General features: G+C 66.7%; 23 protein-coding genes, 1 tRNA gene and 4 pseudogenes. 11 read left to right on the forward strand and 17 right to left on the reverse strand.

Going from position 1 to position 24,625, the window contains the following annotated elements; translation table 11 throughout:
- Position 1: 1 nt before the first annotated feature.
- From LRS12_RS05435 to LRS12_RS05460, 6 genes and pseudogenes are all read left to right on the forward strand, one after another.
- Positions 2–1,062 (forward strand): annotated as a pseudogene (locus LRS12_RS05435) (DUF1611 domain-containing protein).
- 71 nt (positions 1,063–1,133) lie between these two features.
- The gene (locus LRS12_RS05440) at positions 1,134–2,618 is read left to right on the forward strand and encodes a serine hydrolase (protein WP_257843672.1); all 1,485 of its coding nucleotides are present in this window, start codon (positions 1,134–1,136) and stop codon (positions 2,616–2,618) included.
- A 20-nt stretch (positions 2,619–2,638) separates the two neighbouring features.
- Positions 2,639–4,588, forward strand: coding sequence for a serine hydrolase (locus tag LRS12_RS05445; RefSeq protein ID WP_257843673.1), 1,950 nt, complete (start codon positions 2,639–2,641; stop codon positions 4,586–4,588).
- Positions 4,589–4,597: 9 nt separating this feature from the next.
- Positions 4,598–5,587 (forward strand): dipeptide epimerase, encoded by a 990-nt coding sequence (locus tag LRS12_RS05450; protein ID WP_257843674.1) that lies wholly within the window; start codon positions 4,598–4,600, stop codon positions 5,585–5,587.
- Positions 5,584–7,206, forward strand: a complete 1,623-nt coding sequence (locus LRS12_RS05455; RefSeq protein WP_257843675.1) for an amidohydrolase family protein — start codon at positions 5,584–5,586, stop codon at positions 7,204–7,206. Before LRS12_RS05450 ends, LRS12_RS05455 begins: the two co-directional genes overlap by 4 nt.
- A gap of 100 nt (positions 7,207–7,306) precedes the next feature.
- Positions 7,307–7,978, forward strand: a complete 672-nt coding sequence (locus LRS12_RS05460) for a helix-turn-helix domain-containing protein (protein WP_257843676.1) — start codon at positions 7,307–7,309, stop codon at positions 7,976–7,978.
- 56 nt (positions 7,979–8,034) lie between these two features.
- On the opposite strand, the gene LRS12_RS05465 is transcribed toward LRS12_RS05460, so the two are convergent.
- The 11 genes from LRS12_RS05465 to LRS12_RS19920 all read right to left on the reverse strand — a co-directional run bounded on the left by LRS12_RS05465 (position 8,035) and on the right by LRS12_RS19920 (position 19,288).
- A complete protein-coding gene (locus tag LRS12_RS05465) occupies positions 8,035–8,370 on the reverse strand; it encodes a hypothetical protein (protein WP_257843677.1) in 336 nt (111 codons plus the stop codon).
- Between the two features lie 215 nt (positions 8,371–8,585).
- Entirely contained in the window at positions 8,586–9,776 is a 1,191-nt protein-coding gene (locus tag LRS12_RS05470) for a dipeptidase (protein ID WP_257843678.1), read from the reverse strand.
- The gene (locus LRS12_RS05475; RefSeq protein WP_257843679.1) at positions 9,773–11,356 is read right to left on the reverse strand and encodes a serine hydrolase; all 1,584 of its coding nucleotides are present in this window, start codon (positions 11,354–11,356) and stop codon (positions 9,773–9,775) included. Before LRS12_RS05475 ends, LRS12_RS05470 begins: the two co-directional genes overlap by 4 nt.
- Positions 11,353–12,462 carry a hypothetical protein gene (locus LRS12_RS05480; RefSeq protein WP_257843680.1) on the reverse strand — a complete coding sequence of 370 codons (1,110 nt, stop codon included), beginning with the start codon at positions 12,460–12,462 and terminating at the stop codon, positions 11,353–11,355. Before LRS12_RS05480 ends, LRS12_RS05475 begins: the two co-directional genes overlap by 4 nt.
- Positions 12,463–12,464: 2 nt before the next feature.
- The gene (locus tag LRS12_RS05485; RefSeq protein WP_257843681.1) at positions 12,465–13,511 is read right to left on the reverse strand and encodes a DUF1611 domain-containing protein; all 1,047 of its coding nucleotides are present in this window, start codon (positions 13,509–13,511) and stop codon (positions 12,465–12,467) included.
- Between the two features lie 11 nt (positions 13,512–13,522).
- A complete protein-coding gene (locus tag LRS12_RS05490; RefSeq protein WP_374581252.1) occupies positions 13,523–14,635 on the reverse strand; it encodes a TonB-dependent receptor in 1,113 nt (370 codons plus the stop codon).
- Positions 14,544–15,707 carry a TonB-dependent receptor gene (locus tag LRS12_RS20255; protein WP_374580380.1) on the reverse strand — a complete coding sequence of 388 codons (1,164 nt, stop codon included), beginning with the start codon at positions 15,705–15,707 and terminating at the stop codon, positions 14,544–14,546. The genes LRS12_RS05490 and LRS12_RS20255 overlap by 92 nt, the downstream gene beginning before the upstream one ends.
- A 151-nt stretch (positions 15,708–15,858) precedes the next feature.
- Positions 15,859–17,844 (reverse strand): serine hydrolase, encoded by a 1,986-nt coding sequence (locus LRS12_RS05500; protein WP_257843683.1) that lies wholly within the window; start codon positions 17,842–17,844, stop codon positions 15,859–15,861.
- Positions 17,845–17,974: 130 nt separating this feature from the next.
- Positions 17,975–18,229, reverse strand: coding sequence for a hypothetical protein (locus LRS12_RS05505; protein ID WP_257843684.1), 255 nt, complete (start codon positions 18,227–18,229; stop codon positions 17,975–17,977).
- A 1-nt stretch (position 18,230) separates the two neighbouring features.
- Positions 18,231–18,809 (reverse strand): NAD(P)-binding domain-containing protein, encoded by a 579-nt coding sequence (locus tag LRS12_RS19915; protein WP_308222973.1) that lies wholly within the window; start codon positions 18,807–18,809, stop codon positions 18,231–18,233.
- A complete protein-coding gene (locus tag LRS12_RS19920) occupies positions 18,773–19,288 on the reverse strand; it encodes a Glu/Leu/Phe/Val dehydrogenase dimerization domain-containing protein (protein WP_308222974.1) in 516 nt (171 codons plus the stop codon). Before LRS12_RS19920 ends, LRS12_RS19915 begins: the two co-directional genes overlap by 37 nt.
- Positions 19,289–19,416: 128 nt before the next feature.
- Here LRS12_RS19920 and LRS12_RS05515 point away from each other — a divergent pair.
- Positions 19,417–19,880: pseudogene (locus LRS12_RS05515) on the forward strand (Lrp/AsnC family transcriptional regulator).
- A gap of 3 nt (positions 19,881–19,883) precedes the next feature.
- Here the strand turns inward: LRS12_RS05515 and LRS12_RS05520 are convergent.
- On the reverse strand, positions 19,884–20,222 hold the full coding sequence (locus LRS12_RS05520) for a hypothetical protein (protein ID WP_257843685.1): 339 nt from the start codon (positions 20,220–20,222) through the stop codon (positions 19,884–19,886).
- Between the two features lie 50 nt (positions 20,223–20,272).
- Here LRS12_RS05520 and LRS12_RS05525 point away from each other — a divergent pair, with 50 nt between their 5' ends.
- Positions 20,273–20,629, forward strand: a complete 357-nt coding sequence (locus LRS12_RS05525) for a hypothetical protein (protein ID WP_257843686.1) — start codon at positions 20,273–20,275, stop codon at positions 20,627–20,629.
- Positions 20,630–20,688: 59 nt separating this feature from the next.
- Here LRS12_RS05525 and LRS12_RS05530 read toward each other — a convergent pair.
- The 5 genes and pseudogenes from LRS12_RS05530 to infA all read right to left on the reverse strand — a co-directional run bounded on the left by LRS12_RS05530 (position 20,689) and on the right by infA (position 22,689).
- Positions 20,689–20,764 (reverse strand) — tRNA-Phe (locus LRS12_RS05530).
- Positions 20,765–20,782: 18 nt separating this feature from the next.
- The gene (locus LRS12_RS05535) at positions 20,783–20,965 is read right to left on the reverse strand and encodes a DNA gyrase inhibitor YacG (protein WP_257843687.1); all 183 of its coding nucleotides are present in this window, start codon (positions 20,963–20,965) and stop codon (positions 20,783–20,785) included.
- Positions 20,962–21,898 (reverse strand): annotated as a pseudogene (locus LRS12_RS20260) (ribonuclease). The gene LRS12_RS05535 and the pseudogene LRS12_RS20260 overlap by 4 nt, the downstream one beginning before the upstream one ends.
- Complete coding sequence (locus tag LRS12_RS05545; RefSeq protein WP_257843689.1) at positions 21,891–22,460, reverse strand: nucleoside triphosphate pyrophosphatase; 570 nt, start codon at positions 22,458–22,460, stop codon at positions 21,891–21,893. Before LRS12_RS05545 ends, LRS12_RS20260 begins: the two are co-directional and overlap by 8 nt.
- 10 nt (positions 22,461–22,470) lie before the next feature.
- A complete protein-coding gene (gene infA, locus LRS12_RS05550) occupies positions 22,471–22,689 on the reverse strand; it encodes a translation initiation factor IF-1 (RefSeq protein ID WP_033923152.1) in 219 nt (72 codons plus the stop codon).
- Between the two features lie 153 nt (positions 22,690–22,842).
- Between infA and LRS12_RS05555 the strand changes: the two genes are divergently transcribed.
- The 3 genes and pseudogenes from LRS12_RS05555 (at position 22,843) to tsaB (ending at position 24,622) form a co-directional block, all read left to right on the forward strand.
- Positions 22,843–23,415 (forward strand): NifU family protein, encoded by a 573-nt coding sequence (locus tag LRS12_RS05555; RefSeq protein ID WP_257843690.1) that lies wholly within the window; start codon positions 22,843–22,845, stop codon positions 23,413–23,415.
- Positions 23,415–24,008 (forward strand): malonic semialdehyde reductase, encoded by a 594-nt coding sequence (locus LRS12_RS05560; protein ID WP_257843691.1) that lies wholly within the window; start codon positions 23,415–23,417, stop codon positions 24,006–24,008. Before LRS12_RS05555 ends, LRS12_RS05560 begins: the two co-directional genes overlap by 1 nt.
- Positions 24,001–24,622 (forward strand): annotated as a pseudogene (gene tsaB / locus LRS12_RS05565) (tRNA (adenosine(37)-N6)-threonylcarbamoyltransferase complex dimerization subunit type 1 TsaB). The gene LRS12_RS05560 and the pseudogene tsaB overlap by 8 nt, the downstream one beginning before the upstream one ends.
- Positions 24,623–24,625 lie beyond the last annotated feature (3 nt).

The following is a 24,625-nucleotide window of genomic DNA, read 5'->3' on the forward strand; positions in this document are numbered from 1 at the left end:
CATGGGCAATTTTACCACCCTCACCGTCCCGAGCGACGGACCCGATCTGGATGCTCTGGCGCTGCCCCAGCCCTATCTGCTGTTCCTCGGCGACACGCGCGAGCCGGGCTTTGCCAAGACCGCGTTCGGCCTGCGCGACTGGGCACCCGAGCGCTGCGTCGGCGAATATGCGCTGGCCGAGGCGGAGGTCACCACCGGGCTGACCGCAATGACCCCGGCCGAGGCACAGGCGCGCGGCGCGCGGGCGATGGTGATTGGTGTGGCCAATCCGGGCGGGGTGATTCCCGACAGCTGGCGCGCGGCACTGCTCGACGCACTTGAGGCAGGGCTGGATCTGGTCAGCGGGATGCACGCGCGGCTGTCCGACATTCCGGGGCTTGCTCATGTTGCTGAGACACTGGGCCGCCGGTTGATCGACGTGCGCGTGCCGCCAGCGAACATCCCGGTGGCGAGCGGACGCAAGCGGACCGGCAAGCGGCTGCTGACCGTCGGCACCGATTGCGCGCTGGGCAAGAAATACACCGCGCTCGCATTGTGGCGCGCGTTCGAGGCGCGCGGGATCGACAGCGATTTCCGCGCGACCGGCCAGACCGGGATCATGATCGCGGGCGGTGGCGTGCCGATGGACGCGGTCGTCTCCGATTTCGAGGCCGGTGCCGCCGAAATCCTCTCCCCGACGCCGCGCCCGATCACTGGGACGTGATCGAGGGTCAGGGCGCGCTGACGCATCCGTCCTTTGCCGCGGTGTCGCTGGGACTGCTCCATGGCAGCCAGCCCGATGTGTTCGTGGTGTGCCACGAGCCGGGGCGACGCGAGATGCTGGGGACGGCGGGCTATGCGCTGACATCGATCGACGAGATCGTCGATCTGACGATCCGCCTCGGCAGTCGTACCAATGCAGCGATCCGCTGTGGCGGGTTCGCGTTCAACACATCGGCGTTCAGCGCCGAAGAAGCGGCCGAACTGATGGCGCGTGAGAGCGAGCGGCTGGGATTGCCGGTCGCCGACCCGATCCGCGGCGGCCCCGCGTTCGACGCACTCGTCGCGAGCTGCCTCGCATGATCGGCGCGCGGCGCACCGGGAAGCATCCGGGCGCCGCGCCGCCGCTGAACTTCGTTCAAGGGGAGAGTAAGATGCCGCGTCCATCGTCCTGGCTGCGCGGCACCGCCGCGCTTGCGCTGATCGGGTCGGCGCTGCCCGCCGCCGCCGGCGGTCGCGAGCCCGCGCCCGTCGCGACCTATTCCACTCCCCCTGCCCGCATCGCCGGTCTCGCCGATTTTGTCGACGGAGTGATGGCGCAGCAGATTGCGACGCGCGAGGTAGCGGGCGCGGTGGTCACCGTGGTCTATCAGGGCAAGATCCTGTTCTCGCGCGGCTACGGCTTTGCCGATATCGACAAGGGCGTACCGGTTGACGGGATGCGCACGCTGTTCCGCCCCGGGTCGACGGGGAAGATGTTCACCTGGTCCGCGCTGTTGCAGCAGGTCGAGGCGGGGAAGGTCGATCTCGACGCGGACGTGAACACCTATCTCGACTTCAAGATTCCGCCGTTCGAGGGCAAGCCGATCCGGGTGCGCGACCTGTTGTCGCACGCGCTGGGCATGAGCGATGTCGGCAATCTGACCGCGCCGTCGGTCGACAAGCTGATCCCGTACCAGACCTGGCTCAAGCAGCGCGTGCCCGAACGGCTGTGGCCGGCGGATGGCGAGATTTCCTATTCCAACTATGGATCGGCGATCGCGGGCTACATCGTCGAGCGGGTGTCGGGCGTGCCTTTCCCCGACTATGTCGAGCGCAACATCTTCGCGCCGCTCGGCATGACCTCAACCACCTTCCGCGAGCCGCTGCCGCCCGCGCTCGCGCCGCGCATGGCCAATGGCTATGTGGTCAAGGACGGGAAATTGGTCGCCGAGCCGTTCGAGCTGTTCAGCCCGGTGATGCCGGCCGGTTCGGCGAGCAGCAGCGGCGCGGACATGAGCCGGTTCATGCTGGCGATGCTGAACGGCGGCGCGCTCGACGGCAAGCGCATCCTGAAGGCAGAATCGGTCGCATTGCTGATGCGCGATTCGCGCGCCAACGCGCCCGGCCTGCAGGGCATGGCACATGGCTTCATGGTGGTGCGAAAGGCCGGGCCGCGTCTCGTCGGCCATGGCGGCAATACCGGCGACTTTCATTCGAACATGATCCTCGCACCCGAGGCGGGGTTGGGTTTCTTCGTGTCCGAGACCGGGGGGCAGGGCAGCTATGGCGGGCGCACCGAACTGGTCGAGGCGCTGATCGGGCGGCTGTTCCCGGTCAATGCCGCGCCAAAGGTCGCGACCCCGGCGGGCGAGAGGGTGCCGGTCGGCGCCTATCGCATGAACCGCCGCGACTATGCGCGCCCGGCCAACCCCGACCGCGACTGGAAGGTCGAGGCGGCCGGGCCGGACGCGATCACCCTGGTCGTCGAGGGTGCCAAGACGCATTGGGAGCGGATCGGGCCGCAGTTGTACGAACGCCGCACCGGCGCGCGCGCGGGCGGGCCGTTCGAGCGGCTGCAATTCTATGGCGGCGAGGGGAAATGGCGGCTGGGGTTCAGTTCGCTTCCGCATGTCGCATTCCACCAGGTAAAGCCGTGATCGTGCCAAGGAGACGTCGCATGAAGTTCCTGACCGCCATCGCCCTGATGACCCTGCCCGCCGCCGCGCTCGCGCAGAGCGTGGCCGCCGACACGCCGGGCAAGACCCAGAGCGGCGTCCAGTTCGTCCAGCCCAAGGACTGGACCGCCGCGCGCAGCGGGCAGGCGGTGACCTTCACCGCGCCCGAGGGCGATCTGCGCATCTCCGTGATCGACATCGGCGCGGCGAGCGACGGCAAGGATGCTGCGGCCAAGGCATGGGTCGCCGTGCGCGGCGCCGCCGGACCGGAGCCGCGCCTGACCACCCCGGTGCCAGCGGGCGATGGCTGGGATGAACGGTTGAGTCTTGCCTATGAAGTCGCACCGACCGAGCGCGCGGTGCGTTCGGCGCTGGCGCTGCGCAAGGGGACGGCGTGGACGGTGCTGATCGTCGATGGCGGCGCGGGAACGGCCGCCAAGCGCTCCGCCGCGATGTCGGTGGTGCAGGCGGGGCTGAAGCCCGCCGGGTTTCAGGCCGAGAGCTTCGCGGGCAAGACCGCGCACGAGCTGACCCCCGAACGGATCAAGCTGCTCACCGATTTCGTCGAAAAGGCGCGGCAGACGCTGGAGGTGCCGGGCATCGGCTTCGCGCTGATCGATGACGGCAAGGTCCTGTGGCAGGGCGGGTTCGGCGTCCGCGCGCTGGGATCGCCGGAGAAGGTCGACCAGAACACCAAGTTCATGGTCGCGTCGAACACCAAGGGGATGACGACGCTGCTGCTCTCGGTCCTCGCCGACGAGGGCAAGCTCGACTGGAACCAGAAGGTCGTCGACCTCTATCCGCAGTTCCGCCTCGGCAATGACGAGGTGACCCAGTCGGTGCTGGTCAAGCATCTGGTCTGCGCCTGCACCGGCCTGCCGCGCAAGGATTACGCCTTCATCCTCGCCGACAAGGGCCAGCCCGCATCGGACACCTTCGCGCAGCTCGCCGCGACGATGCCGACCAGCAAGTTCGGCGACCTCTTCCAGTACAACAACCAGCTGGCATCGGCGGCAGGCTATGTCGCGGGCTATGTCCTGCATCCCAAGATGGAATTCGGCGCGGGCTATGACCGCGCGATGGAAGAGAAGATCTTCAAGCCGCTCGGCATGAAGGACGCGACCTTCGACTATGCCGAGGGGATGGCGGGCAACTGGGCGGCACCGCATGGTCTCGATATCGATGGCAAGGTCACGTTGATGTCGAACGACTTCAACTGGTCGCCCTACCCCTATCGCCCCGCAGGTGCGGCGTTCGCGACGACAGCCGACATGATCCGCTATGTCCAGCTCGAGCTGGGCAAGGGCGTGCTCGACGGCAAGCGCGTGGTGAGCGAGGCGAACCTGACAGAGCGGCGCAAGAAGGGCGTCCAGGTCGGCCCCGACAGCTGGTACGGCATGGGCCTGTTCCAGACCAATGCGAAGGGCGTCAACGTCGTCACCCATGGCGGCACGTTGCTCGGCTATCACAGCAACTGGTACGCGCTGCCCGAGAGCGGGGTCGGCATGGTGATCCTGACCAACAGCGATCCGGGCGCGGCACTGCTCGCCCCGACGCTGCGCCGCCTGCTCGAAATCCTGTATGACGGCCAGCCTGAGGCGGAGCGCGATGTCGCGGCAGCGGCGGCGCGGATCAAGGCGGGCGCGGCGGCGCGGCGCGGGCGGCTGACCTATCCGGGCGATCCGGCGGTGCTCGGCAACCTTGCAGGCCATTATTCCGACCCGGCGGTGGGCCAGATAGCGATCAGCGAGAAGAATGGCGCGAAGTGGATCAAGGCCGGGTTCGTCGAGGGACCGATCGCGACACGCAAGAATGCCGATGGCACCATCTCGATCATCTCGGTCGGGCCGGGCAATATCGGCGTCGACGCGCTGGTCGGGGTCAAGGACGGCAAGCGCACGCTGACCATCAATGACGGGCAGCAGAACCAATATGTCTATGTCGAGGATTGAGGGGACTCCATGAAGCTTACCGTCGCGCGCGAGAGCCTGCCGCTCAACGCCCCGTTCCGCATTTCGGGCCATGTGTTCGAGACGTCGGACATCGTCGTCGTCACGCTGGAGGATGACGGCGCGCGGGGTCGCGGCGAGGCGGCGGGGGTCTATTATCTGGGCGATGACGTCGATCACATGCTCGCGGCGATCGAGACCGCGCGGCCGGGGATCGAGGCCGGGATCAACCGGCTGGCGCTGCGCGAGCTGATGCCGGCGGGCGGTGCGCGCAACGCGGTCGACGCGGCATTGTGGGAGCTGGAGGCCGACCGCGCGGGCGTGCCGGTGTGGCAAGTCGCCGGGATCGACGCACCGCATCCGGTGGTCACCACCTTCACGCTTGGCGCGGATGACCCCGAAGCCATGGCAGCGGCAGCGCGCGGCTGGGCCGATGCGCGCGCGATCAAGGTCAAGCTGACCGGCGACGACGATCTCGACGCCGCCCGCGTGCGCGCGATCCGCGCGGCGCGGCCCGATGTGTGGCTCGGCGTCGACGCCAATCAGGGCTATACGATCGACCGGCTCGACGCATTGGTCGCGGTGCTGGTGGAGGCGAATGTCGACCTGCTCGAACAGCCGCTCAAGCGCGGGCGTGAGGCGGACCTGGACGGCTATACCTCCCCGATCCCGCTCGCGGGCGACGAGAGCATCCTGACGCTCGCCGATGTCGCGAGCGCGCGCGGCAGGTTTGACGTGATCAACATCAAGCTCGACAAATGCGGCGGGCTGACCGAGGCGCTGAGGATCGCCGATCTGGCCGAGGAGCTGGGGCTGGGCGTGATGGTCGGCAACATGGTCGGCACCAGCCTGTCGATGGCCCCGGCCTTCATTCTCGCGCAGCGCTGCAACATCGTCGATCTCGACGGCCCGACGTTCCTGAAGCAGGATCGCACCCCGTCGATCGTCTATCGCGACGGCAAAGTCAGTTGTGACGACAGTGTCTGGGGACCCAAAACATGATCCGATCGCTCGCCCTGCTCGCCGTGCCTTTGCTGATCGGGGCCACCGCCCCGGCCGATCCAATGTTCGACATCGTGATCCGGGGCGGGCGCGTGCTCGACGGGGCGGGCAATCCCTGGGTCAGCGGGGACGTGGCGATCAAGGACGGCAAGATCGTCGCGATCGGCACCGTCACCGGCACCGGCAAGCAGGAGGTCGATGCGCGCGGCCGCTATGTCGCGCCCGGGTTCATCGACATGCTCGACCACAGCCAGCGCGCGCTGCTCAACGACGGGTCGGCGGTCAACAAATTGCGCATGGGCGTGACCACGCTGATCGCGGGCGAGGGCGGCACCGCGGTCCCGGCAGGCGAACTGACCAGCTATTTCGACCAGCTGGAGCGCCAGGGCATCGCGGTCAATTTCGGCACCTATTACGGCGCGGTGCAGGCGCGGGTGAAGGTGATGGGCGACGCCGCCGGCACCCCGACCGAGGACCAGCTGAAAGCGATGGAGGCCGAAGTCCGCACTGCGATGCGTGCGGGCGTGTTCGGCATCTCGACGGCGCTGATCTATCACCCCGCATCCTTCCAGTCGGAAAGCGACCTCGCCCGGCTGGCGGCGATCCCGGGCAAATGCGGCGGATTTTACGCCACCCATATGCGCGACGAGAGCGACAAGCTGCTGACCGCGATCGACGAGGCGGTGAGCATCGGCGAGCGCAGCGGAGCGAAGGTCGAGATATTCCACATCAAGGCCGCCTATGCACCACTGTGGGGCAAATTGATGCCGCAGGCGATCGCGCGGATCGAGGCTGCGCGCAGCCGCGGGGTCGATGTCGGCGCGAACATCTATCCCTATCGCGCGGGCGGCACGGGACTCGACGTCACCGTCCCCACCCATGTCTTCGCCAAGGGGCGCGAGGCGGCGCACGCCGCGCTGCGCGACCCGGCAGTGCGCTCGAAGATCAAGAAGGAGCTGGCGGCGGGGTCGCAGCCCGACTGGTCGAACCTGGTCCATGCCTCGGGCGGGTGGACGAACGTCGTCCTCGCCAATGCGCAGAACGAGAAGTACGCCCGGTTCCACGGCAAGAGTTTCGCGGAGATCGGCAAGGCGCTGGGCAAGGATCCCGCCGACGCCGCGTGGGACATCTGGCTCGACGCACTGCCCGCACGCGCCACCGCGCTCTATTTCATGATGGACGAGGCCGACATCGCGCTGGCGATGAAGCAGCCCTGGGTCAGCGTCGGCACCGATGCCGGCGCGACGGATTCGACCGTCGATCCCGAGAAACAGGGACGCCCGCATCCGCGCGCCAACGGCACTTTCCCACGCATCATCGCCGAATATGTGAAGGCGCGGAAGGTGCTGACCCTGCCCGACGCGGTGCGCAAGATGAGCGGATGGCCCGCGCATCGGCTGGGCCTGTCCGACCGCGGACTGCTGCGTCCGGGCATGCGCGCAGATGTGGTGGTGTTCGACCTCGACACGATCAAGGACGGTGCGACGTTCGACGCGCCGACCACCCCGCCCACGGGGATCGACACGGTGATCGTCAACGGCGCGCTGGCGCTCGACAAGGGTCAGCCGACCGGCGCGCGCGCAGGGCGCGTGCTGCGCCATCCGTGCCCGGGGATTTAGGTCCGCAACGGGATTGTCTGGCGGCAAGACGCTGCTATCACCAAAGGGTGCCGATCGGGACGGACTGTCCTGATCGGAAACTTTGAGGTGATCGCGCTCTATGTCTGATGCCCCCACTCTTGGCAGTTTCCTGCGCCGCCTGCGCGGTCAGGAGGGCTGGACGCTCAAGCAGATGAGCGAGCGGACCGGGATTCCCGTATCGACCCTGTCGAAGATCGAGCACAACCGCCTGACGCTGAGCTATGACAAATTGCTGCAGCTCGCGCAGAAGCTGGGGCTGCGCATGTCGGAGCTGTTCGCCGAAAGCAGCGAGCCCGCCGATCCGCAGCAGCAGCCGGTGACCGCGCGCCGCAGCGTCGGCAAGCTCGACCGCGCGGTGCGGGTCGAGACCGCGAATTACGACTATTTCTACATGAATACCGAACTCCGTCGGAAGCGGATGATCCCGATCGTCACCAGGATCCGCGCGCGCACCGTCGAGGAGTTCGGCGAGCTGGTCCGCCATTCGGGCGAGGAATTCATCTACGTCCTGCAGGGCGCGGTCGAGGTGCATACCGAATTCTACGACCCCGTGGTGCTGCACGAGGGGGAGTCGATCTACATCGATTCGAACATGGGCCACGCCTATATCGCCGCCGAGGGCTGTGCCGAGGCGACCGTGCTGGGCGTGTGTTCGAGCGCCGAGGAGCGGCTGATGGAATCGCTGATGACCCTGCAGGGGCAGGAAGTGGTCGAAGCGGGGGGGCAGCGGCGGTCGAAGTCGGCGTTGTAGGGCCGCACACCGCGACGGTGCCGTTCGGATGACGGCTAGTGAGTGGGAAACTGCCATCAAGCGACAAGTATGTCGTCCAGTTCGATTGAAGTTTCGCCATCCACATTCATCACTGTCAGGCGAAGCTCCAAATCAGACCGCCCACCCTCACTTTGGCTCCACAGCGGCGCTCGGACTGACCATTCCTGCCCGACCTCATTGCCGACCGCTATGACGTCCCAATCAGCAAACGGGGGCGCTGAAAGCGCTCGTCCATGCTCGGAAATTGCGCGTGAAAGGTCTTCTGCCGAACAGCGCGATCGACTGACTTCCGCCAAGGCGCTTCGATAGTCGCCCGTCGAAACTGCAACGATGATCCGGCGGATTGTAGTTTCGACATCAGCGGACAGCATGGTCCAGGGAATGCAGTTTTGCGCCCCCTGCCGTCAGCGCCCGCAATGGGGTCGGAAGCCAACCGGCAGCTGATTGACCCTCAACCCTCCCTCGTCACCCCGGCCTTGTGCCGGGGTCCACCGAGAGGCGAGGCGCGACGCAAGAAGCTTGAGCGCGGGAAGTGCGGCGCAGTGGACCCCGGCACAAGGCCGGGGTGACCAACGGAGTTTGCCCCTCAGCCCTCCGCCTTCGCCTGTGCCTCCGCGACGATGCGCAGGATATTCCCGCCCCACATCTTCGCCAGATCCTCGTCCGAATAGCCCGCCGCCTTGAGCCGCGCGGTGACCAAAGGCAGCGCCGAGATATCCTCGAACCCCTTGACCCCGCCGCCGCCGTCCCAGTCGCCGCTGAAGCAGACATGGTCGGGTCCGGCGACTTTCACGACGTACAGCACCATCGCCATGTACTTCTCGAAATCGGCGTCCCACAGCGGCTGGGTCTTGTCGAGTTCGCGCCACTTGCGCACCAGCTCCGCCTGTTCCGCGGGTGTGAGGGTCGCGATCTTTTCATATTGCGCGAACAATGCGCCGCGCTCACCGGCCAGGTTGATCTCCGACAGGAAGATCGTGCTGATGCAGATCGCCCCGCCCTTTGCCGCCAGCGCGCGGAGGCGGGTGTCGTCGAGGTTGCGGGGGTGGTCATAGGCGGCCCGCCCGCTCGAATGCGACAGGATGATCGGCGCGCGCGAGGCCGCGAGCATCTGGTCGAATGCCGCATCGGAGGAATGGCTGGCGTCGATCACCATGCCCAGCCGGTTCATCTCCGCCACCCATTGGCGACCGAGTGGGCTCAACCCGTTCCAGCGCGGCTTGTCGCCCGAGCTGTCGGCGAACTGGTTGTTCTTGCCGTGCACCGGTCCGGCCATGCGCACGCCGCGCTTGTGGAACTCGGCCAGCAGCGTCAGGTCCTCGCCCAGCGCATAGCTGTTTTCCATGCTCTTGAACGCGATCAGCTTGCCCGCAGCGTTGTAGCGGCGCGCTTCTTCGGCGGTGGTCGCAGGCAGGATGCGGTCACGGAACTGCGCGAGGGTGGTGTCGATCGCGTCGGATCGCCCGCGCGCAAAGGCGAGCGCATCGGCATAGCCCTTGGCCGTCAGCGGCCCCTGATCGGTGTAGATGACGAAGAAGCCGCCATCGAGCGCGCCTTCTTCCATCCGCCCCATATCGACCTGCGCAATGTCTGTCGCGGGGTCGTGCCTGTCGCCAAAACTCCACCCGGGACGTCCGAAATGAAGCGGCGTGTCGAGATGGGTGTCGAGAACCAGCAGGCGCTTGTGCAGCGCCGCAGTGTCTTCGGCGGGTTTCTCGGGCGTCGCGGCGGTGCAGGCGCCGAGCAGTAGCAGGGCGAGCGTCGAGAAACGCTTCACTTGCCCGCTCCCACCGGACGCAGGTCCAGATCCTGGTAATTGTAGCTGAAGTCGGCGATCGGGCTTTCGGCCTTCATCGACACGCGCGCGACCTTGCCATCGGCGTCGAGCGCGAAGGTGACATAGGCGGGCTCGAGCGACTTGTCGTCGAAGCGGGTGACGAAGCTGTCATACTGCCAGTGAACCAGCTTCCCCTTCATCGCCGGGGTAGTCGTGAAGTCGATGGTCAGCCCGCCATCCGCGCCCTTGCCCACCACGACATCGCCATACCAGGCGTCGCGATAGGTGCCGACATAGCGGTCCAGCGCCAGCGACGGCCCGACCTTGGCGGGTGCAGCGCGGGTGGTCGACAGCGCCGCCTTCGCCCCGGTGATGCGTTGTTCGATGAAGCTGTTGAAGCGCGTCGGCCAATCCTGATCTGGCACGCCCAGATAATGGTCGACCAATGTATGGATCACCCCGCGCAGCAGCGCCGTCTCCTCGGCATTGACCACCCCGGCGATGCCGACCTCCTGATCCGGGAGCAGGATGACATAGGCGATCGCGCCGAATACCGCGCCACCATGCGCGATCACGCGGACACCGCGATAGTCGGTGACGCTCCAACCGAGCGCGTAAGAGCTGAAATTGGGGGTCAGCGGCGCGAGCTGGCCGGGCATCGGTGAGATCGGCTGGAGCGTCACCCCCTTCCACATCTCCGCCGACTGCGCCGCGCTGAACAGGCGCCCGCCACCGGGCAGCGCGCCCTTGGCCAACTGGATCTGGAGCCAGCGCGCGAGATCCTTGGCACTGAGCGCGAGGCCGCCCGCCGGGAGCGCCGCGCGGCCAAGCTCCGCCGCACGCTCGTCGAGCATCGACACGGGGCCATCGCCGCGCACTGCGCCGCCGATCCGAGCGTGCGGATGCGCGCGATTGGGGTTGGCGAGGCGGCTTTCGTAATTCGCCGTCGCGCTGGTCATCCCGCCCGCGGCGAACACGTCCTGCGCCATGAAGTCTTCCCAGCTCTTGCCGCTGACTTCCTCGATCAGCTGCCCGGCGACCGAATAGAGGATATTGTCATAGGCATAGCCCGATCGGAAGCTGCGCGCGGGCTGGATATAGGCGAGGCGCTTCACCGTCTCCTTGCGCGACAGCTTGCCGCGCGGGACGTAGAGCAGGTCGCCCGCACCGAGCCCCAGCCCGCTGCGATGGACCAGCAGGTCGCGGATCGTGATCTCGCGCGTGACCCACGGATCGGCCATGCGGAACCAGGGCATGTGGTCGATCACGCGGTCGTCCCATTTGATCTTGCCGCGATCGACGAGGATGGCGAGCGCGGCGGCGGTCATTGCCTTGCCGGTCGATCCGGTCTGGAAAATCGTGTCGGCATCGACCTTTTGCGTGCCGCCGAGCTTGGTCGTGCCCCAGCCCTGCGCCAGTTCGACCTTGCCCTTGTGCACCACCGCGATGGCGATGCCGGGCGCGCCGCTTTTCGCGCGGAGCGTCTCGACCTTCTCGGCGAACCCCTTGGGCAGGTCGGCGGCGGCGGGGAGCGCGGTGGCGAGCAGCAGCGCGGGAAGCGCGATCAGGGCGCGGATCATGCAACAGTCTCCACTTCGGGCCGCGCGCGCAGGATGCGCACGACGCCCAGGGTCATCACGGGAAGGACGAAGACGGCGAGCATCGCGAAGGCGAGCATGCGATAGCCACTGCCGATCAGGTCGATCAGGCCGATCGCGGTGGCGACGAACACGCAGCCAAGCAGCAAGGCGAGCGCGATGCCGGCGCGCGGCCCGCTGCCGAGCGGCACGCCACGCCTTGTCTGCCAGACGCCGGACACGCGCTCATTGACCGCGTGGATGATGCCGACCCCGGTTTCGAGCAAGGCGGCGAAGATCATCGCCTGGAACGCGATCGTGAACACCGGAATATTCATCTGTCCCAGCAGAAAAGCGGACGGAAGGGTTTCGTCGCCGATCGCAGGGTAGAAGGCGATCATGCACAGGAAAAAACCAAACGCCGGCAGCATCGCCAGCGGCCCGGCGATCGATCCGGCGATCACGGCATCGCGGCGGCTGGTGAAATGCGCGGTGAGCGGCAGCACTGCGGCGGCGGCGATCAGGTTATAGCCGGCATAGGCGATGCCCCCCATCACCCAGCCCGTCGTCGGGGTCGGCGTGGCGAGGTTCGCACCGATGCGGTCGCCGAACAGCCACAGGCCGAGGATCAGGAACAGCGCATAGACGATGTAGAGCAGGGTCGAAGCATATTTGAACAGACGCTCGACCGATGCGGTGCCCATGCCGGTCACCACAGCGATTGTCACGGTGAGGAGCAACGTGCCGAGGATCGCGGGTGCGCCAAAGCTCGCCCCGATCTCCCCCGCCGCCGCCCCGACCACCGCGAGGATCAGCACCAGGAGCAGGACATAGACGATCTCGAACGCGATCCAGCCGGGGCCGAGCAGTTTCTGGAAGAAGCTGCGATAGTCATAGCTGCGCGTCAGATGCGCGAAAGCGAAGGTCGCGGCGCACACCGCGCTCCAGATCAGCATCGCGAGGATCATCGCCATCAACCCGCCTTGCGGCCCACTGGGGATGAAGAATTCAGCCAGCTCGCGCCCGGTGGCATAGCCGCCCCCGATCACCACCCCCTTGAAGGCGAGGCCGGGGAGCAGGAAGCGCTGGAACAGCGTCGGTTGGGTCATCGTCATGCGCCCTTCAGGCAATTGTCGACCAGCGCGTCGAATGCGGCACCGCCGCGGATTGGATCGGCGACGGGCAGGCCCAGCCGCGCGCTTTCGGCGGCCATCAGCGCCTCGGCCTCGTCGGCGTCAAGCGCAGCGGTGTTGTACGAATATCCGCCGCAACGGATAGCGGGATTGGTGCGGCGCCCGAGCGCGATGGCGAGGCTCGCTATCTCCTCGACGCTGACCACGCCATAGCCTGCCGTGCCAAGCATCGCAGTGCGCCCCGGCTCATGGCACACCACGAACACATCGGGCTGGCTGCCATGGAGCAGACCGAGCGACACGGCGGCATAGGCGGGGTGCGCCAGCGACCCCTGCCCCTCGATCACGTCCCAATGATCGGGCGCGGCGTCGGGCGACAGGATCTCAGCCGCACCCGCCTCGAAATCCGAGACGACCGCGTCCATCGGGATGCCGCTGCCCGCGATCATGATCCCGGTCTGCCCCGTCGCGCGGAAATCGGTCGGCACGCCGCGTGTCGCAAAGGCGCGGGCGAGCGCCAGTGCGGTGTATTTCTTGCCCAAGGCGCAATCGGTGCCGACGGTCAGCAGGCGCTTGCCGCTACGCTTCCGCCCGGTCGCGACCGGGATGTCGGCGGGCGGCACGCGCACATCGTGCAGCGTCCGCCCCAGCCGCTGCGCCGTGGCCGCGATCTCGGGCAGATCGGCAAGGCGCATATGCATCCCCGCGATCAGATCGAGTCCCGCCTCCAGCGCCTCGACCAATGACGCGCGCCAGGCGAGCGGGATGATCCCGCCCTGATTGGCGACCCCGATCACCATCGCCCGCGCGCCCTGTGCCCGCGCCTGAGCCGGCGTCATTTGCGGGAGCCCGGTCGACACGGTCGCGTCGGTCAGCCGCAGCTCCCCCACGCATTTGTCCGCCGCCCAGTCGCGCAACCCCAGCGCGGTCTTGGCAAAGCCGCGCTCGACCGTATCCCCCAGAAAGAGCAGATAGGGCTGAGGCAGCGTCGCGTCCGACGACGGCGCGTTGAACGGAGCGTTCATGCCCGGCGCGATCAGAAGGACAGGTCGATGGCCAGGCCCAACGTGCGGGGTTGCAGCGGCACGGTCGACAGGAAGCCGGGATTGGTGGTTGCGACGTTGCTGGTGATCCGCCCCTCGGAATCGGTGAGGTTGCGGGCATAGGCACGCAATGTCCATTTGTCGTTGAAGGTGACGGCTGCGTTGAGGTCGAGCGCAGCATAGCCGTCGATCGGCACCGCCAGCGCCGAACTCTCGACCGCAGAGATACGATCCCCGACGATGCGCACCGAACCGCCCAGCCGGGCCTCAGCCGAACTGCCGACCGCAAAGCTATAGTCCGCAGTCATCGCCGCCGCGATCTTCGGCACGCTCGGCAACTGGTCGCCATCGGTACAGGCAGCCGTCGTCTCGGTGCATTTGGCGTCGGTATAGGCAAAGTTCGCGCCGACATTCAGGCCCGTGATCGGCGTGATGGACAGCGATGCCTCGACGCCCTGACTGCGCGCGGTGCCGGCGTTGACCAATCCATTGATGCCGGCGGCAAAGGCGGCTGCGGTCTGCAGGTCGGTCCAGTCGAGCATGAACACGGCCGCATCGAGGCTGACTGCACGGTCGAGGAAGCTGGCCTTCACGCCGACTTCATAGCTCGTCACTTTCTCGGCATCGACGGTGGCGGGGAAGCCCGGCAGCGCGACGTTCGGCCCGCCCGGCTTATAGCCGCTGGCGACGCGGGCATAGATCATCGAGTTGCGGCTCAGATTGATCTGGGGGCTGACGCTGTAGGTGACGATCTCTTCCGACGATTCGCCGTCGCCGCTGGCGTTGAGGCCGAGCAGCGGGATTGCGGTCGACTGGGTGAAGGTCTGGTCGTTGCGCGCCCAGCGCAGTCCGCCGGTCAAATGGAACTTCTCGCTGATCTTCCAGGTCGCGTTCCCGAAGACGGCATATTCCTTGTACGTGTTGGGCAGGCCGACGATCGCGAACGGATCGAAGCCGGGGATCGGCGTGCCGCTGGCGTCGAGCGCGCGGACCACCTGGCTGTGGGTGTTGTCCTCATCGGTGTAGAAGAAGCCGACCATCCATTCGAGGCTGGTGCTCGGCGCTGAGGTCAGGCGCAGCTCCTCGGTCCATTTCTTCTGTTCCAGCGTCGCCGGATAGGGCGCGAAGCCGCCGAAGATACCGCCGAACACGCGGCTCGCGTCGGTCACCTCGGAGAATCTCGAGCTTGCTGTAGGAGGTGGTCGAGCTCAGCTCGGCAAAGCCCAGATCATAGCCGATCGTGGCCGAGTAGAATTGAAAGTCGCTGGTGAAGGGTTCGGCCAGCTGGGTGTTGGTGCTGAAGAACGACCTGCCCGGCGCGATCGGCGTATTGCCCATGCCTTCGTAGACGATGCTGACATTGTCGGAGTCGACCGACTGCCACACGCCGCTCAGCTTGATGGTGAGCGCGGGATCCGGCCGCCACAGCAACGCCACCCGGCCGCCCTGCTGGACCGCGTCGTTGACGTCCTCCTCACCGGTCTGGATGTTGTCGACATAACCCGGCGTCTCGCGGCGCGCATAGCTGGCGCTGACCGCGAGCTGATCGGGCACGAGCGGCACATTGACCATGGCGTTCCCCGCCCAGCCAACTCCGTCACCATGCGCCACGGTAAAGACTTCAGCGCCGCCACGGACAGTGAGATTGTTCAGATCCGGCTGGACGGTCACATATTTGAGCAGCCCGCCGATCGAGCTGGCGCCGTACAGTGTCCCCTGCGGCCCGCGCAGCACCTCCAGCCGCTCGATATCATAGGGCATCAGGTCGAGCGTGAAGACCTGTGAGCGGTTGTAGATGCCGCTCGATCCGATCGGGGCATCGTCCAGGTACATACCGACCGTGGCGCTGGGGCCGATCGGTGCGACGCCGCGCAGCGACAGGGTGGAGCGGCCGGGGGAGCCGGCATTGTCGACCTGAAGCCCGGGGATCGACGCGGCATAGTCGGAGAGCTGCGACGCGCCACTCTGCTGCATCGCCGCGCCACTGACCACGGTGATCGAGATCGGAACGTCCTGGACGCGCTCGCTGCGCTTTTGCGCGGTCACGACGACCTCGTCGCGATCGACGGTGACGCCGGTGCCGTCATCCTGTGCGAGCGCCGATGCCGGGAGCATCAGCGCGGCGGCAGCCGTCGAGAGGGACAGGACGATACGGGTCGAGTTGATATGCCGTGTCATGTGAGTCTCCCTGAGCCCGCCTGTCGCACGGGTCCAATCCGGCGCGCGGTATTTCTGATTGGGATAGTGTTGTCTCAAATGGACAATTGTCAATCGTGATTTGGCGCGATCCGGGCGCGGCGGCGTGCCGCGCCCGGATCGCCGGAGCCGATCAGTAGCCGGTGCCGAAACTCACCAGCTTGAACACCAACGCCACCCACAGAAGGACGAAGGCGCCGAGCACCAGCAGTACCGACCAGAGCTTGGAGAACCAGCCGCGACGCCCCTTGAACGCAAGCCAGGCGTTCCACACCGAGGCAGCGAGCAGGCCCAGATAGGCGAGCGTGCCCACCGCCTGCAGCGTCAGGATCAGCCAGTCATTCTTGCCATGGCCTTCGAAATTCTCGATTCCGGTGACCACGACCAGCCAGCCGACCAGCACCAGCACGACCAGCCAGGCAAGCCCGCGCACGGCACGGAAGGCCGTGCGCGACGGGCCGGTCAGTGCAAGCTGCGCCCCGTACCGCTTGCGCGCGATCCAGCCGATCGGCCAGCCGAGTGCGGTAATCAGGATGACGGCGAGCGCGAACAGCAGGGCCGGGATCAGCCACGCGCCCGTCGCATACCAGGGAGTACGATCCCACACCATGAAGGGCGAGACCATGCCGAAGGTCCAGCGGACGATCTTTCCGTCGCGGACTTCGGCGACGAGGCGCTCCTTGCCATAGGCATCCTGCCACACGAACGGTTCGACCTCGATCCACTTGCGCGGCGCGCCGCCGAGCGAGGGGATGCCGGAAACCAGCGGGCGACCATCCTCGTCGAGCCCGATCTTTTGCTCACCGAGCAGATAGACGAAGGATGCGAAGCTCGATGCGACACGACGGCTGTTGGTCCAGCTGCCGACGAGCATCTTGGCATGTTCCTTCGCGGTCGCCAGCTCGACCGGCGGCTTTGCGTCGGCGGCAGGGAGGTAGCGATCGGCAAAGCCGTCGACCAAAGCGCCGCGCACCGCGCCGGGCGCGCCGCCCTTGCCCTGGCTGTTGACCGAGACATAGATGCCGACCTTCTCCGCCGGGAAAATCTTCAGGTCGGTGTGGAAATAGACGGTGTCGCCGCCATGGCCGAGCGCACGGCGACCATTGATCCAGTTTTCGTAGAAGCCGAGCGCCATCTGGTTGCCGCCCTTGACGCTCAGATTCTGCGCGGTGAGCATCTCTGCGGTGGTCGCGGGCTTGAGCAGCGGGCCGCCGTCGTTGAGGAACGCCAGCATGAACTTGCCCATGTCCGCACCGCTCGCCGACATCGCGCCGGCGGGCGCCATGCCGATCAGTTCGAACCGCTGCGCCTTGCCCGCACCCGATTCATAACCCTGCGACATGAACGGCTTGAGCCGGGCGGGGAGCGGCTGACGGAAGCTGGCATATTGCATGCCGAGGCGTCCGAAGATGTTGCGCTCGACATAATCGTCGAACGTCTGACCCGACACGCGCTCGACGACGTAGCCGGCCAGCGCCGTCGCATAGTTGGAGTAGGCCGGCGTGGTGCCGGGGGCGTAGATGCGCTCGGGAATCCGCTCCTTCAGGATGTCGCCCAGGGGTTTCAGCTGGATATCGAACGCCAGCAGACCCTTGATGATCTCCTCGAACCCCGCCGTATGCGTCATCACCTGGCGCATCGTGATCGGCTTGCCGTCATAGGCGGGAATCGTGAAATCGAGGTACTTGTTGATGTCCGCGTCAAGGTCGATCTTGCCCGCCTCGACCTGCTGCATCACCGCGGTCCAGGTGAACAGCTTCGAGGTCGAACCGGGGCGGAACAGCGTCTTGTCGGGATCGACCGGCGCGCGCTTGGCGACATCGGAATAGCCAAAGCCGCGCTGCGTCAGCACCGCGCCGTCCTTGACCACCACGACCACCGCGCCGGCGATATCGCCGCGCGCGAGCGCATAGGGCATATATCCGTCGAGCCAGGTGTCGACATCGGTCTTGGTCAGCCGGTCCAGCCCGACCGGGGTGGTGGGCGATGCGGTCTCACCGACCGGAACCTCGGTCGGTTTAGGCACCAATGGCGCCTGCTGGGTTGAAGCCGGTATCGCGACGGTCAGCGCGAGTACCGCCGCTACCGCCAGTTTGACCTTATGCGTCCATACGCGCATCGCGTTTCCCTTCCCCGTAACGTCGCGACCCTTCCCGTGCAGCCAATGGCGCGACGCGGGTGAATCGTCCTGATCTGGCGATGATGATCCTATTTAGAGAATTGTCAAATCGGATCGCGAGATATCGGAGTCAGCCGAACCGAAGCCGCACGGTGCGCACGCTGACGATTGCGCGCATCTTGTGTCCGATGATCTCGGCGCGGTGCGCGTCGATCCCGGCAATGGTGATCGCGGCGCGATAGCCGCGCGGGCGTGCCTCGACCGATAGAGCGTCGACCATCCGGTCCTGTTGCGCGAACAGCCCGAGCAGGCGGCACAGCAATTGCGGGCAGCGCGCAGCGGTCACGACAAAGGTCGCGGTGCCCATCGACTCGCTGAAGGACATGTCAGGCGGCGAGCCCCGGCTGGCGAGGCGCGCGGGCGATGGCCGCGCGGGCGAGGCGATCGGCGGCAGCATGCGGCGCGATCCGTTCGGCGGCTGCATGGTCGAGCACCGCAGCCAGCCGCTCGCCAGTCGCCTCGACCCGCGCGCGGGCTTCATCGACGCCCCAGCCGAGATGTTCGGCGGCGACGTTGATGATCCCGCCCGCGTTGACGACATAATCGGGCGCATACAGGATGCCGCGCGCGAGCAGCGCATCGCCCTGTGCCGGGCTTGCCAGCTGGTTGTTCGCCGCGCCGCATACCACTGCGGCCTGAATCCGCTCCACTGCGACCGCGTCGAGCACGCCGCCGAGCGCGCAGGGGGCGAACACCTCGGCCTTTGCGGAGACCAGTTCCTCCGACGCCACCACGCTCGCGCCAAAGCGCCGCGCGGCCTCCGCCGCCACTTCGGCACGCGGTTCGGCGACGACCAGCCGTGCGCCCGCGTCGTGGAGTTGTTCGCACAGCGCGAAGCCGACATGGCCCAGCCCCTGCACCGCGACGGTCACGTCCGACAGCGACGCACCCAGATGGCGCTGCACTGCAACCTCCATCGACCGCAGCACGCCGAGCGCGGTCCAGGGCGACGGATCGCCCCCGCCGCTCCGACGCGCGCTGGAAGGCCCGCGACATGGCGCGTGCTATCGGCGACGCACTGCATATCCGAGACGCTCGTCCCGACATCCTCGGCGGTCACATAGCGCCCGCCCAGCGATGCGACCGCACGCCCGAATGCGCGGAACAATGCGGTGCGATCGAACGGCCCGTCGGGCATCCGCACCACCGCCTTGCCCCCGCCCAGCGGCAGCCCGGCCAGCGCATTCTTGTAGCTCATCCCCTCCGCCAACCGCAGCGCGTCGGTCACTGCGTCGGCATCGCTGGCGTAGCGGTGGAACCGGCACCCGCCCGCCGCCGGGCCGAGCGCGGTCGAATGGATCACGATCACCCCCGACAGGCCCGATTGCGGGTCGTCGAGGCGCAGCACCTCTTCGGGCGGAACGGGGGCGGAGAATTCGGGCATAGCGGGTCACCTTGATCGCGAAGCCCCGATCGTAACGGCTGACACCGGAATTTTCTGACCTATTTGTTCGCGTTTTGGCGAGAATTGGCTAAACTCTGACCGCATATCGCCGCAATCTAGGTCAATTCATGCCCGAACCACTCGACTCGCACGATCGCCGCATTCTCCGCGTGCTCCAGGAGGATGCCTCGCTCTCGACTGCGGCGGTGGCCGAAGCGGTCGGCCTGTCGCCCTCCCCCTGCTGGCGGCGGATCGACCGGTTGGAGCGCGAGGGCTATATCAAGCGGCGCGTCGCCCTGCTCGACCGGCGCAAGATCGGCTGCGCGCGCAGGTCTTCGCTCTGGTGAAACTCAACGCGCATGGCCGCGCCAATCTCGACGAATTCGCCGCGTCGATTCACGAGCTGCCCGAAGTGCTCGAATGCTATGTGTTGATGGGGACGGTCGATTTCATGCTGCGCGTGGTCGCGGCGGATATCGAGGCCTATGAGCAATTCTTCTTCGAAAAACTCTCGCGCCTGCCCGGGGTGCAGGAAATCAACTCGACGGTCGCGCTGTCGGAGATCAAGTCGACCACGGCGCTGCCGGTATAGCTTTCACCGCTGCTTCTTGGCGATGGTCGCGGTGAAATCGGGATCCTTGTTGGCAACCCAATCGACGAACTTGCGGACATTCGGATTGTCGAGCAGCCCCGCGACTTCCATCCCGTGGCGCTGCAGTTCGGAATTGGTGAAGTTGGCGATCACCGTCTGCTGACAGATCGAATGCATCGGCACGACGTCGCGGCCGCCACGGCTCTTGGGTACGGGATGGTGCCAGACGATTGTCTTGCCGGTCGGGCGGCCGCACAGCCAGCAGAGCACCGGCGCAGGTGGCGCCTCGTCCTCCGGTGGAAGGTGATCATAGGGATCGTGTTTTGAACGCCTGCGGGCCATAGCGCGATGCCGCTATCATGAAGTTGCCGCGAAACGAACTGGAACCTGCCATGACGACCCCATCCAAGCCCTGGGACGCGGCGCTGGTCCGCACCTGGCTCGAACGCCGCCTCGTGGCATCGCGGCTGGATCAGGCGGCGGCGGATCGGCGCGGCTATGACTATCGCGACGACTATGATCAGGCCGCTGCAGAGGAATATGCGTGCCGCGCGCTGGCCGACGCCCCGGTCGACGATCAGGTGGCGTTCGCCAAACGCATCAAGGATCTGATCGCTCAGGACGAGTATCGCGCGACCGGCCTGTACGACGACGCCCGGTTCGAGCGGCATGTACGCGCCTGGTTCAGGAAGGTGGCGAAAATGACCAAGGCGAATGAGGGGTTCGACAAGACGCTGCGCCGCCAGTGAGGCGGTGCCGCACGTGTTTCACGCCTGGCTGAAACATACACTCGACAATGTCTGGAAAGTGGTGCCCGGAGACGGATCCGAACCGCCGACACTGCGATTTTCAGTCGCATGCTCTACCAACTGAGCTATCCGGGCACGGATGAAGGCGCGCTCTTAGTCGCGGGGTTGGCCGCTGTCCAGCCCGCTTTGCAATTCTTCCGGATCGGCGGCGCGGCCGGGGATGCGATAGCCTTCGCCCAGCCATTGCAGCAGGTCGCGATCCTTGCAGCCGCGGCTGCAGAACGGCTTGAACTCGGGCGTCGGCTTGGCGCCGCAGATCGGGCAATCGGTCTTCATGTTGCTTCCACAAAACGCGTATGTCCGCCGGTGCGGCGGTGGAGTTGCGCGGTCCAGTCGGGCTCACGCTCGATCCGGCGCAGCAGCGCTGCGGGCAGGATATGGGTATCCGGCGCGGGCGGGGAAGGCGTTCGAGGCGGCGCAATTCGGCCCGCAGCGCTGCGCCGACCGGGTCGGCGGCGATCAGCTCGGGCAGCGACATGCGCGTCTTGCGCCGGACGATCTGAAGGAAGCCGAAACCGTTCATCGCAGTCCGCTCGAACGGCTGGGGCAAGGCGGCGTCGATTGCCTCGCCGACCGCGTTGCGCTCATTCTTGTTGGCGAGCGTCGGGAAATCGACCCCGACCGACCCGGCAATGTCGAGCCGCTCCATCGCTGCGGCAACCGCATGCGCGGCGTCGATCGACAGCGGTCCCAACGGCGGGCCGCCATCGACATCGAACAGGTTCATCGCCGGGGTGAGCGAGAGCAGCAGCGCGCCGCTGGCGAAGCGAATCTCGCCGGCGCGCGCTTCCTCCAGCACTTCGGACCAGCCCGCTTCCTCCAGCGCATCCGCTTCATGCGGCCGGCAATGGCGGACGGGAATGCCACTCGCGGTGATGCGCGCGAGCAAATCGGGGCCGGGCGCAGGCGTGGCATCGGGCGCGGGTACCGCCTTGGGCAGCTTGATCCGTCCGCGCTCGGCGACGGCTTCGCGGACGATGCGCACCGGGAAGGACACGCCCTGCGTCACCCCTTGGGCAGCGGGTCGCACAGCGCCTCACCGCGATCTGCCAGCATCACCTTGCCGGTGCCGCGGTCGATCAGCTTGGCGATGGCGACCGTGTCGGCGCGGAGGCCCGGCAGCTCGATCCGCGCCTTGCGGATGGTGCCGCGTGCGACGAGCGCAGCGCGGTTCTCGCCGATCCCTGCTTCGTAGAGCCACTCAGCCAAGATCGTATCCGGCAGTCTCCAGCAAGGCGCGGGTGTCGTAGAGCGGCAGCCCGACCACGCCCGAATGGGTGCCGGAGATAAAGCGCACGAACGCTTCTGCGCGACCCTGAATGGCGTAGCCCCCCGCCTTGCCCAGCCCCTCGCCGCACGCGATGTAACGATCGATCTCGGCTTCGCTCAGCCGCTTGAACGCGACGACCGTGTCGGACAGGCGCACGCGGGCACGCCCGTCACGGCCGATCAGGCACACCGCCGACAGGCAATGATGGCGGCGTCCGGAGAGCTTGGCCAACAGGTCGCGCTGCACATCCTCGGTCTCGGCAGGCGGCAGGATGCGGCGACCGAGCGCGATGGTGGTGTCGCCCGCCAGGACAATCTCATCGTCAGCCCGGTCCACCGCGCGCGCCTTGGCCTCCGCCAGCCGCAGCGCATAGGTACGCGGCAACTCGGCCTTCAACGGGTTCTCGTCGATATCGGGAGCCGCCACGCGATCCGGCACGACGCCGATCCGCGCCAGCAGATCGCGGCGGCGCGGGGAGGTGGAGGCAAGCACGAGCCGCATGACGCGGCCCTTATTTGAAGCGATAGGTGATGCGGCCCTTGGTCAGGTCATAGGGCGTCAGTTCGACGAGCACCTCGTCACCGACCAGCACGCGGATGCGGTTCTTGCGCATCTTGCCGGCGGTATGGCCGAGAATCTCGTGATCATTCTCAAGCTTCACACGGAACATCGCGTTGGGGAGAAGCTCCACAACACGGCCGCGCATTTCAAGCAGTTCTTCCTTGGCCAAACAAACCTCTTGGTACGGATCAGAAAAAGTCGCGGTGCCTTACTCCGACTGCACGCAAAAGGGAAGCGCGCCGATCATGCGCCGATGGCGCGGCAACAAATGGTTTCCCGCTGTTCGCTTGATGCGGCGCGCGTTCGTCGCCAAATGGGGGCCATGCTGATCGAAACCGAATTGACGCCCAACCCGGCGACGCTCAAATTCCTGCCCGGCCGCTCCGTGATGGACAGCGGCACGCGCGACTTTGCCACGCCCGAGGAAGCAGAGGTGTCGCCGCTGGCCGATGCGCTGTTCCGATTGGGTGATGTCACCGGCGTATTCTTCGGCCGCGACTTCATCTCGGTAACCGCCGCGCCGGGGGTCGACTGGTCCGGCCTGAAGCCCGATGTGCTCGGCATATTGCTCGACCATTTCAGCGCCGACATGCCATTGTTCCGCCAGGGCAGCGCCGGCTTCAGCGTCCCCCCGCCCGAAGCCGACTTCACCGACGATCCCGAGGATGCCGACATCGTCGCGCAGATCAAGGATCTGATCGAGACGCGCGTGCGCCCCGCCGTCGCCAATGATGGCGGCGATATCGTCTATCGCGGCTTCGACAAGGGCAAGGTCTATCTGCAGATGCAGGGTGCCTGCGCCGGATGCCCCTCATCGAGTGCGACACTCAAGAACGGGATCGAACAATTGCTCAAATATTATGTACCCGAAGTCACCGAAGTGCGGGCCGTCTGATGGGAACGCCGCTCGACGACGCCGCGCTCGACACGCTGTTCCGCACCGCGCGCACCTATAATGGCTATCTGCCGGGTGAAGTGACCCAGGCGGATATCGAGGCGATCTACGATCTGGTGAAGATGGGGCCGACCTCGGCCAACCAGCAGCCGGCGCGCTTCGTCTGGTGCCTGTCGCAGGCATCGAAGGACAAGCTGGCCGAATGCGCGACCGGGACCAACCCCGACAAGATCCGCAAGGCACCCGCTGCGGTGGTGATCGGCATGGATCTCGACTTCCATGAGGAACTGCCCTGGCTGTTCCCGCATACCGACGCCAAGAGCTGGTTCGTCGGGCCGCAGGAAAAGCGCCGCGACAGCGCGTTCCGCAACGGGTCGTTGCAGGGCGCCTATTTCATCATGGCGGCGCGCGCACTGGGCTGGGACACCGGGCCGATGTCGGGGTTCGACGCGGCAAAGGTCGAGGCGGCATTCCTCGCCGACCAGCCGTCGGTGCGCGTCAATTTCATCTCGACCTTCGGCAAGGGCGATCCCGCGACCATCTTCGGCCGCTCGCCGCGCCCCGAATTCGGGAAGTTCAACAAGATTGCCTAGGCTTCTCGTCATCGAGACGGCGACCGCCGCCTGTTCGGTCGCCCTGATTGACGGCGACACGCTGGTCGCCGAAAATCACGCGGAAGTCGGACGCGGCCATGCCGAGCGGCTGGTGCCGATGATCGCCGAGTTGCCCGATGGCGGCCGCGCCGGAGCGATCCTGGTCGATTGCGGGCCGGGCAGCTTTACCGGAATCCGCGTCGGCATCGCCGCTGCGCGCGGGCTGTCATTTGGTTGGGGCATCACGGCGCAGGGCTTTTCCTCGCTGCCGCTGGTTGCCGCCGGCGCGTTTGCTGCCGATCCGGGTATCGCGGAGGTGGCGGTCGTGCTCGAAGGCGGGCATGGTGAGGTGTTCATGGCCGCCTATGACCGCCAGCTCGCGCAGATCGCGCCCTTTGCGTCGCTGAAGCCCGAAGCCGCGCGCGCGCAATTGGCCGGGCGGGTCGCGGTCGGCAACGGCGTGCGCCACCTCGCCGTGCTCGACCCCGCACTCGATCTGCGCGAGGCATTGCCCCGCGCCGCCGACGCCCGACTGCTCCCCCGCCGCCCTCTGCGCATTGCCGCCGCGCCCGATCTATGGTCGCGCGCCGGACGCCAAACCGATCGCGGCATGAGCA

This window comes from Sphingomonas sp. J344, from assembly GCF_024700005.1.
Taxonomy (GTDB): domain Bacteria; phylum Pseudomonadota; class Alphaproteobacteria; order Sphingomonadales; family Sphingomonadaceae; genus Sphingomonas.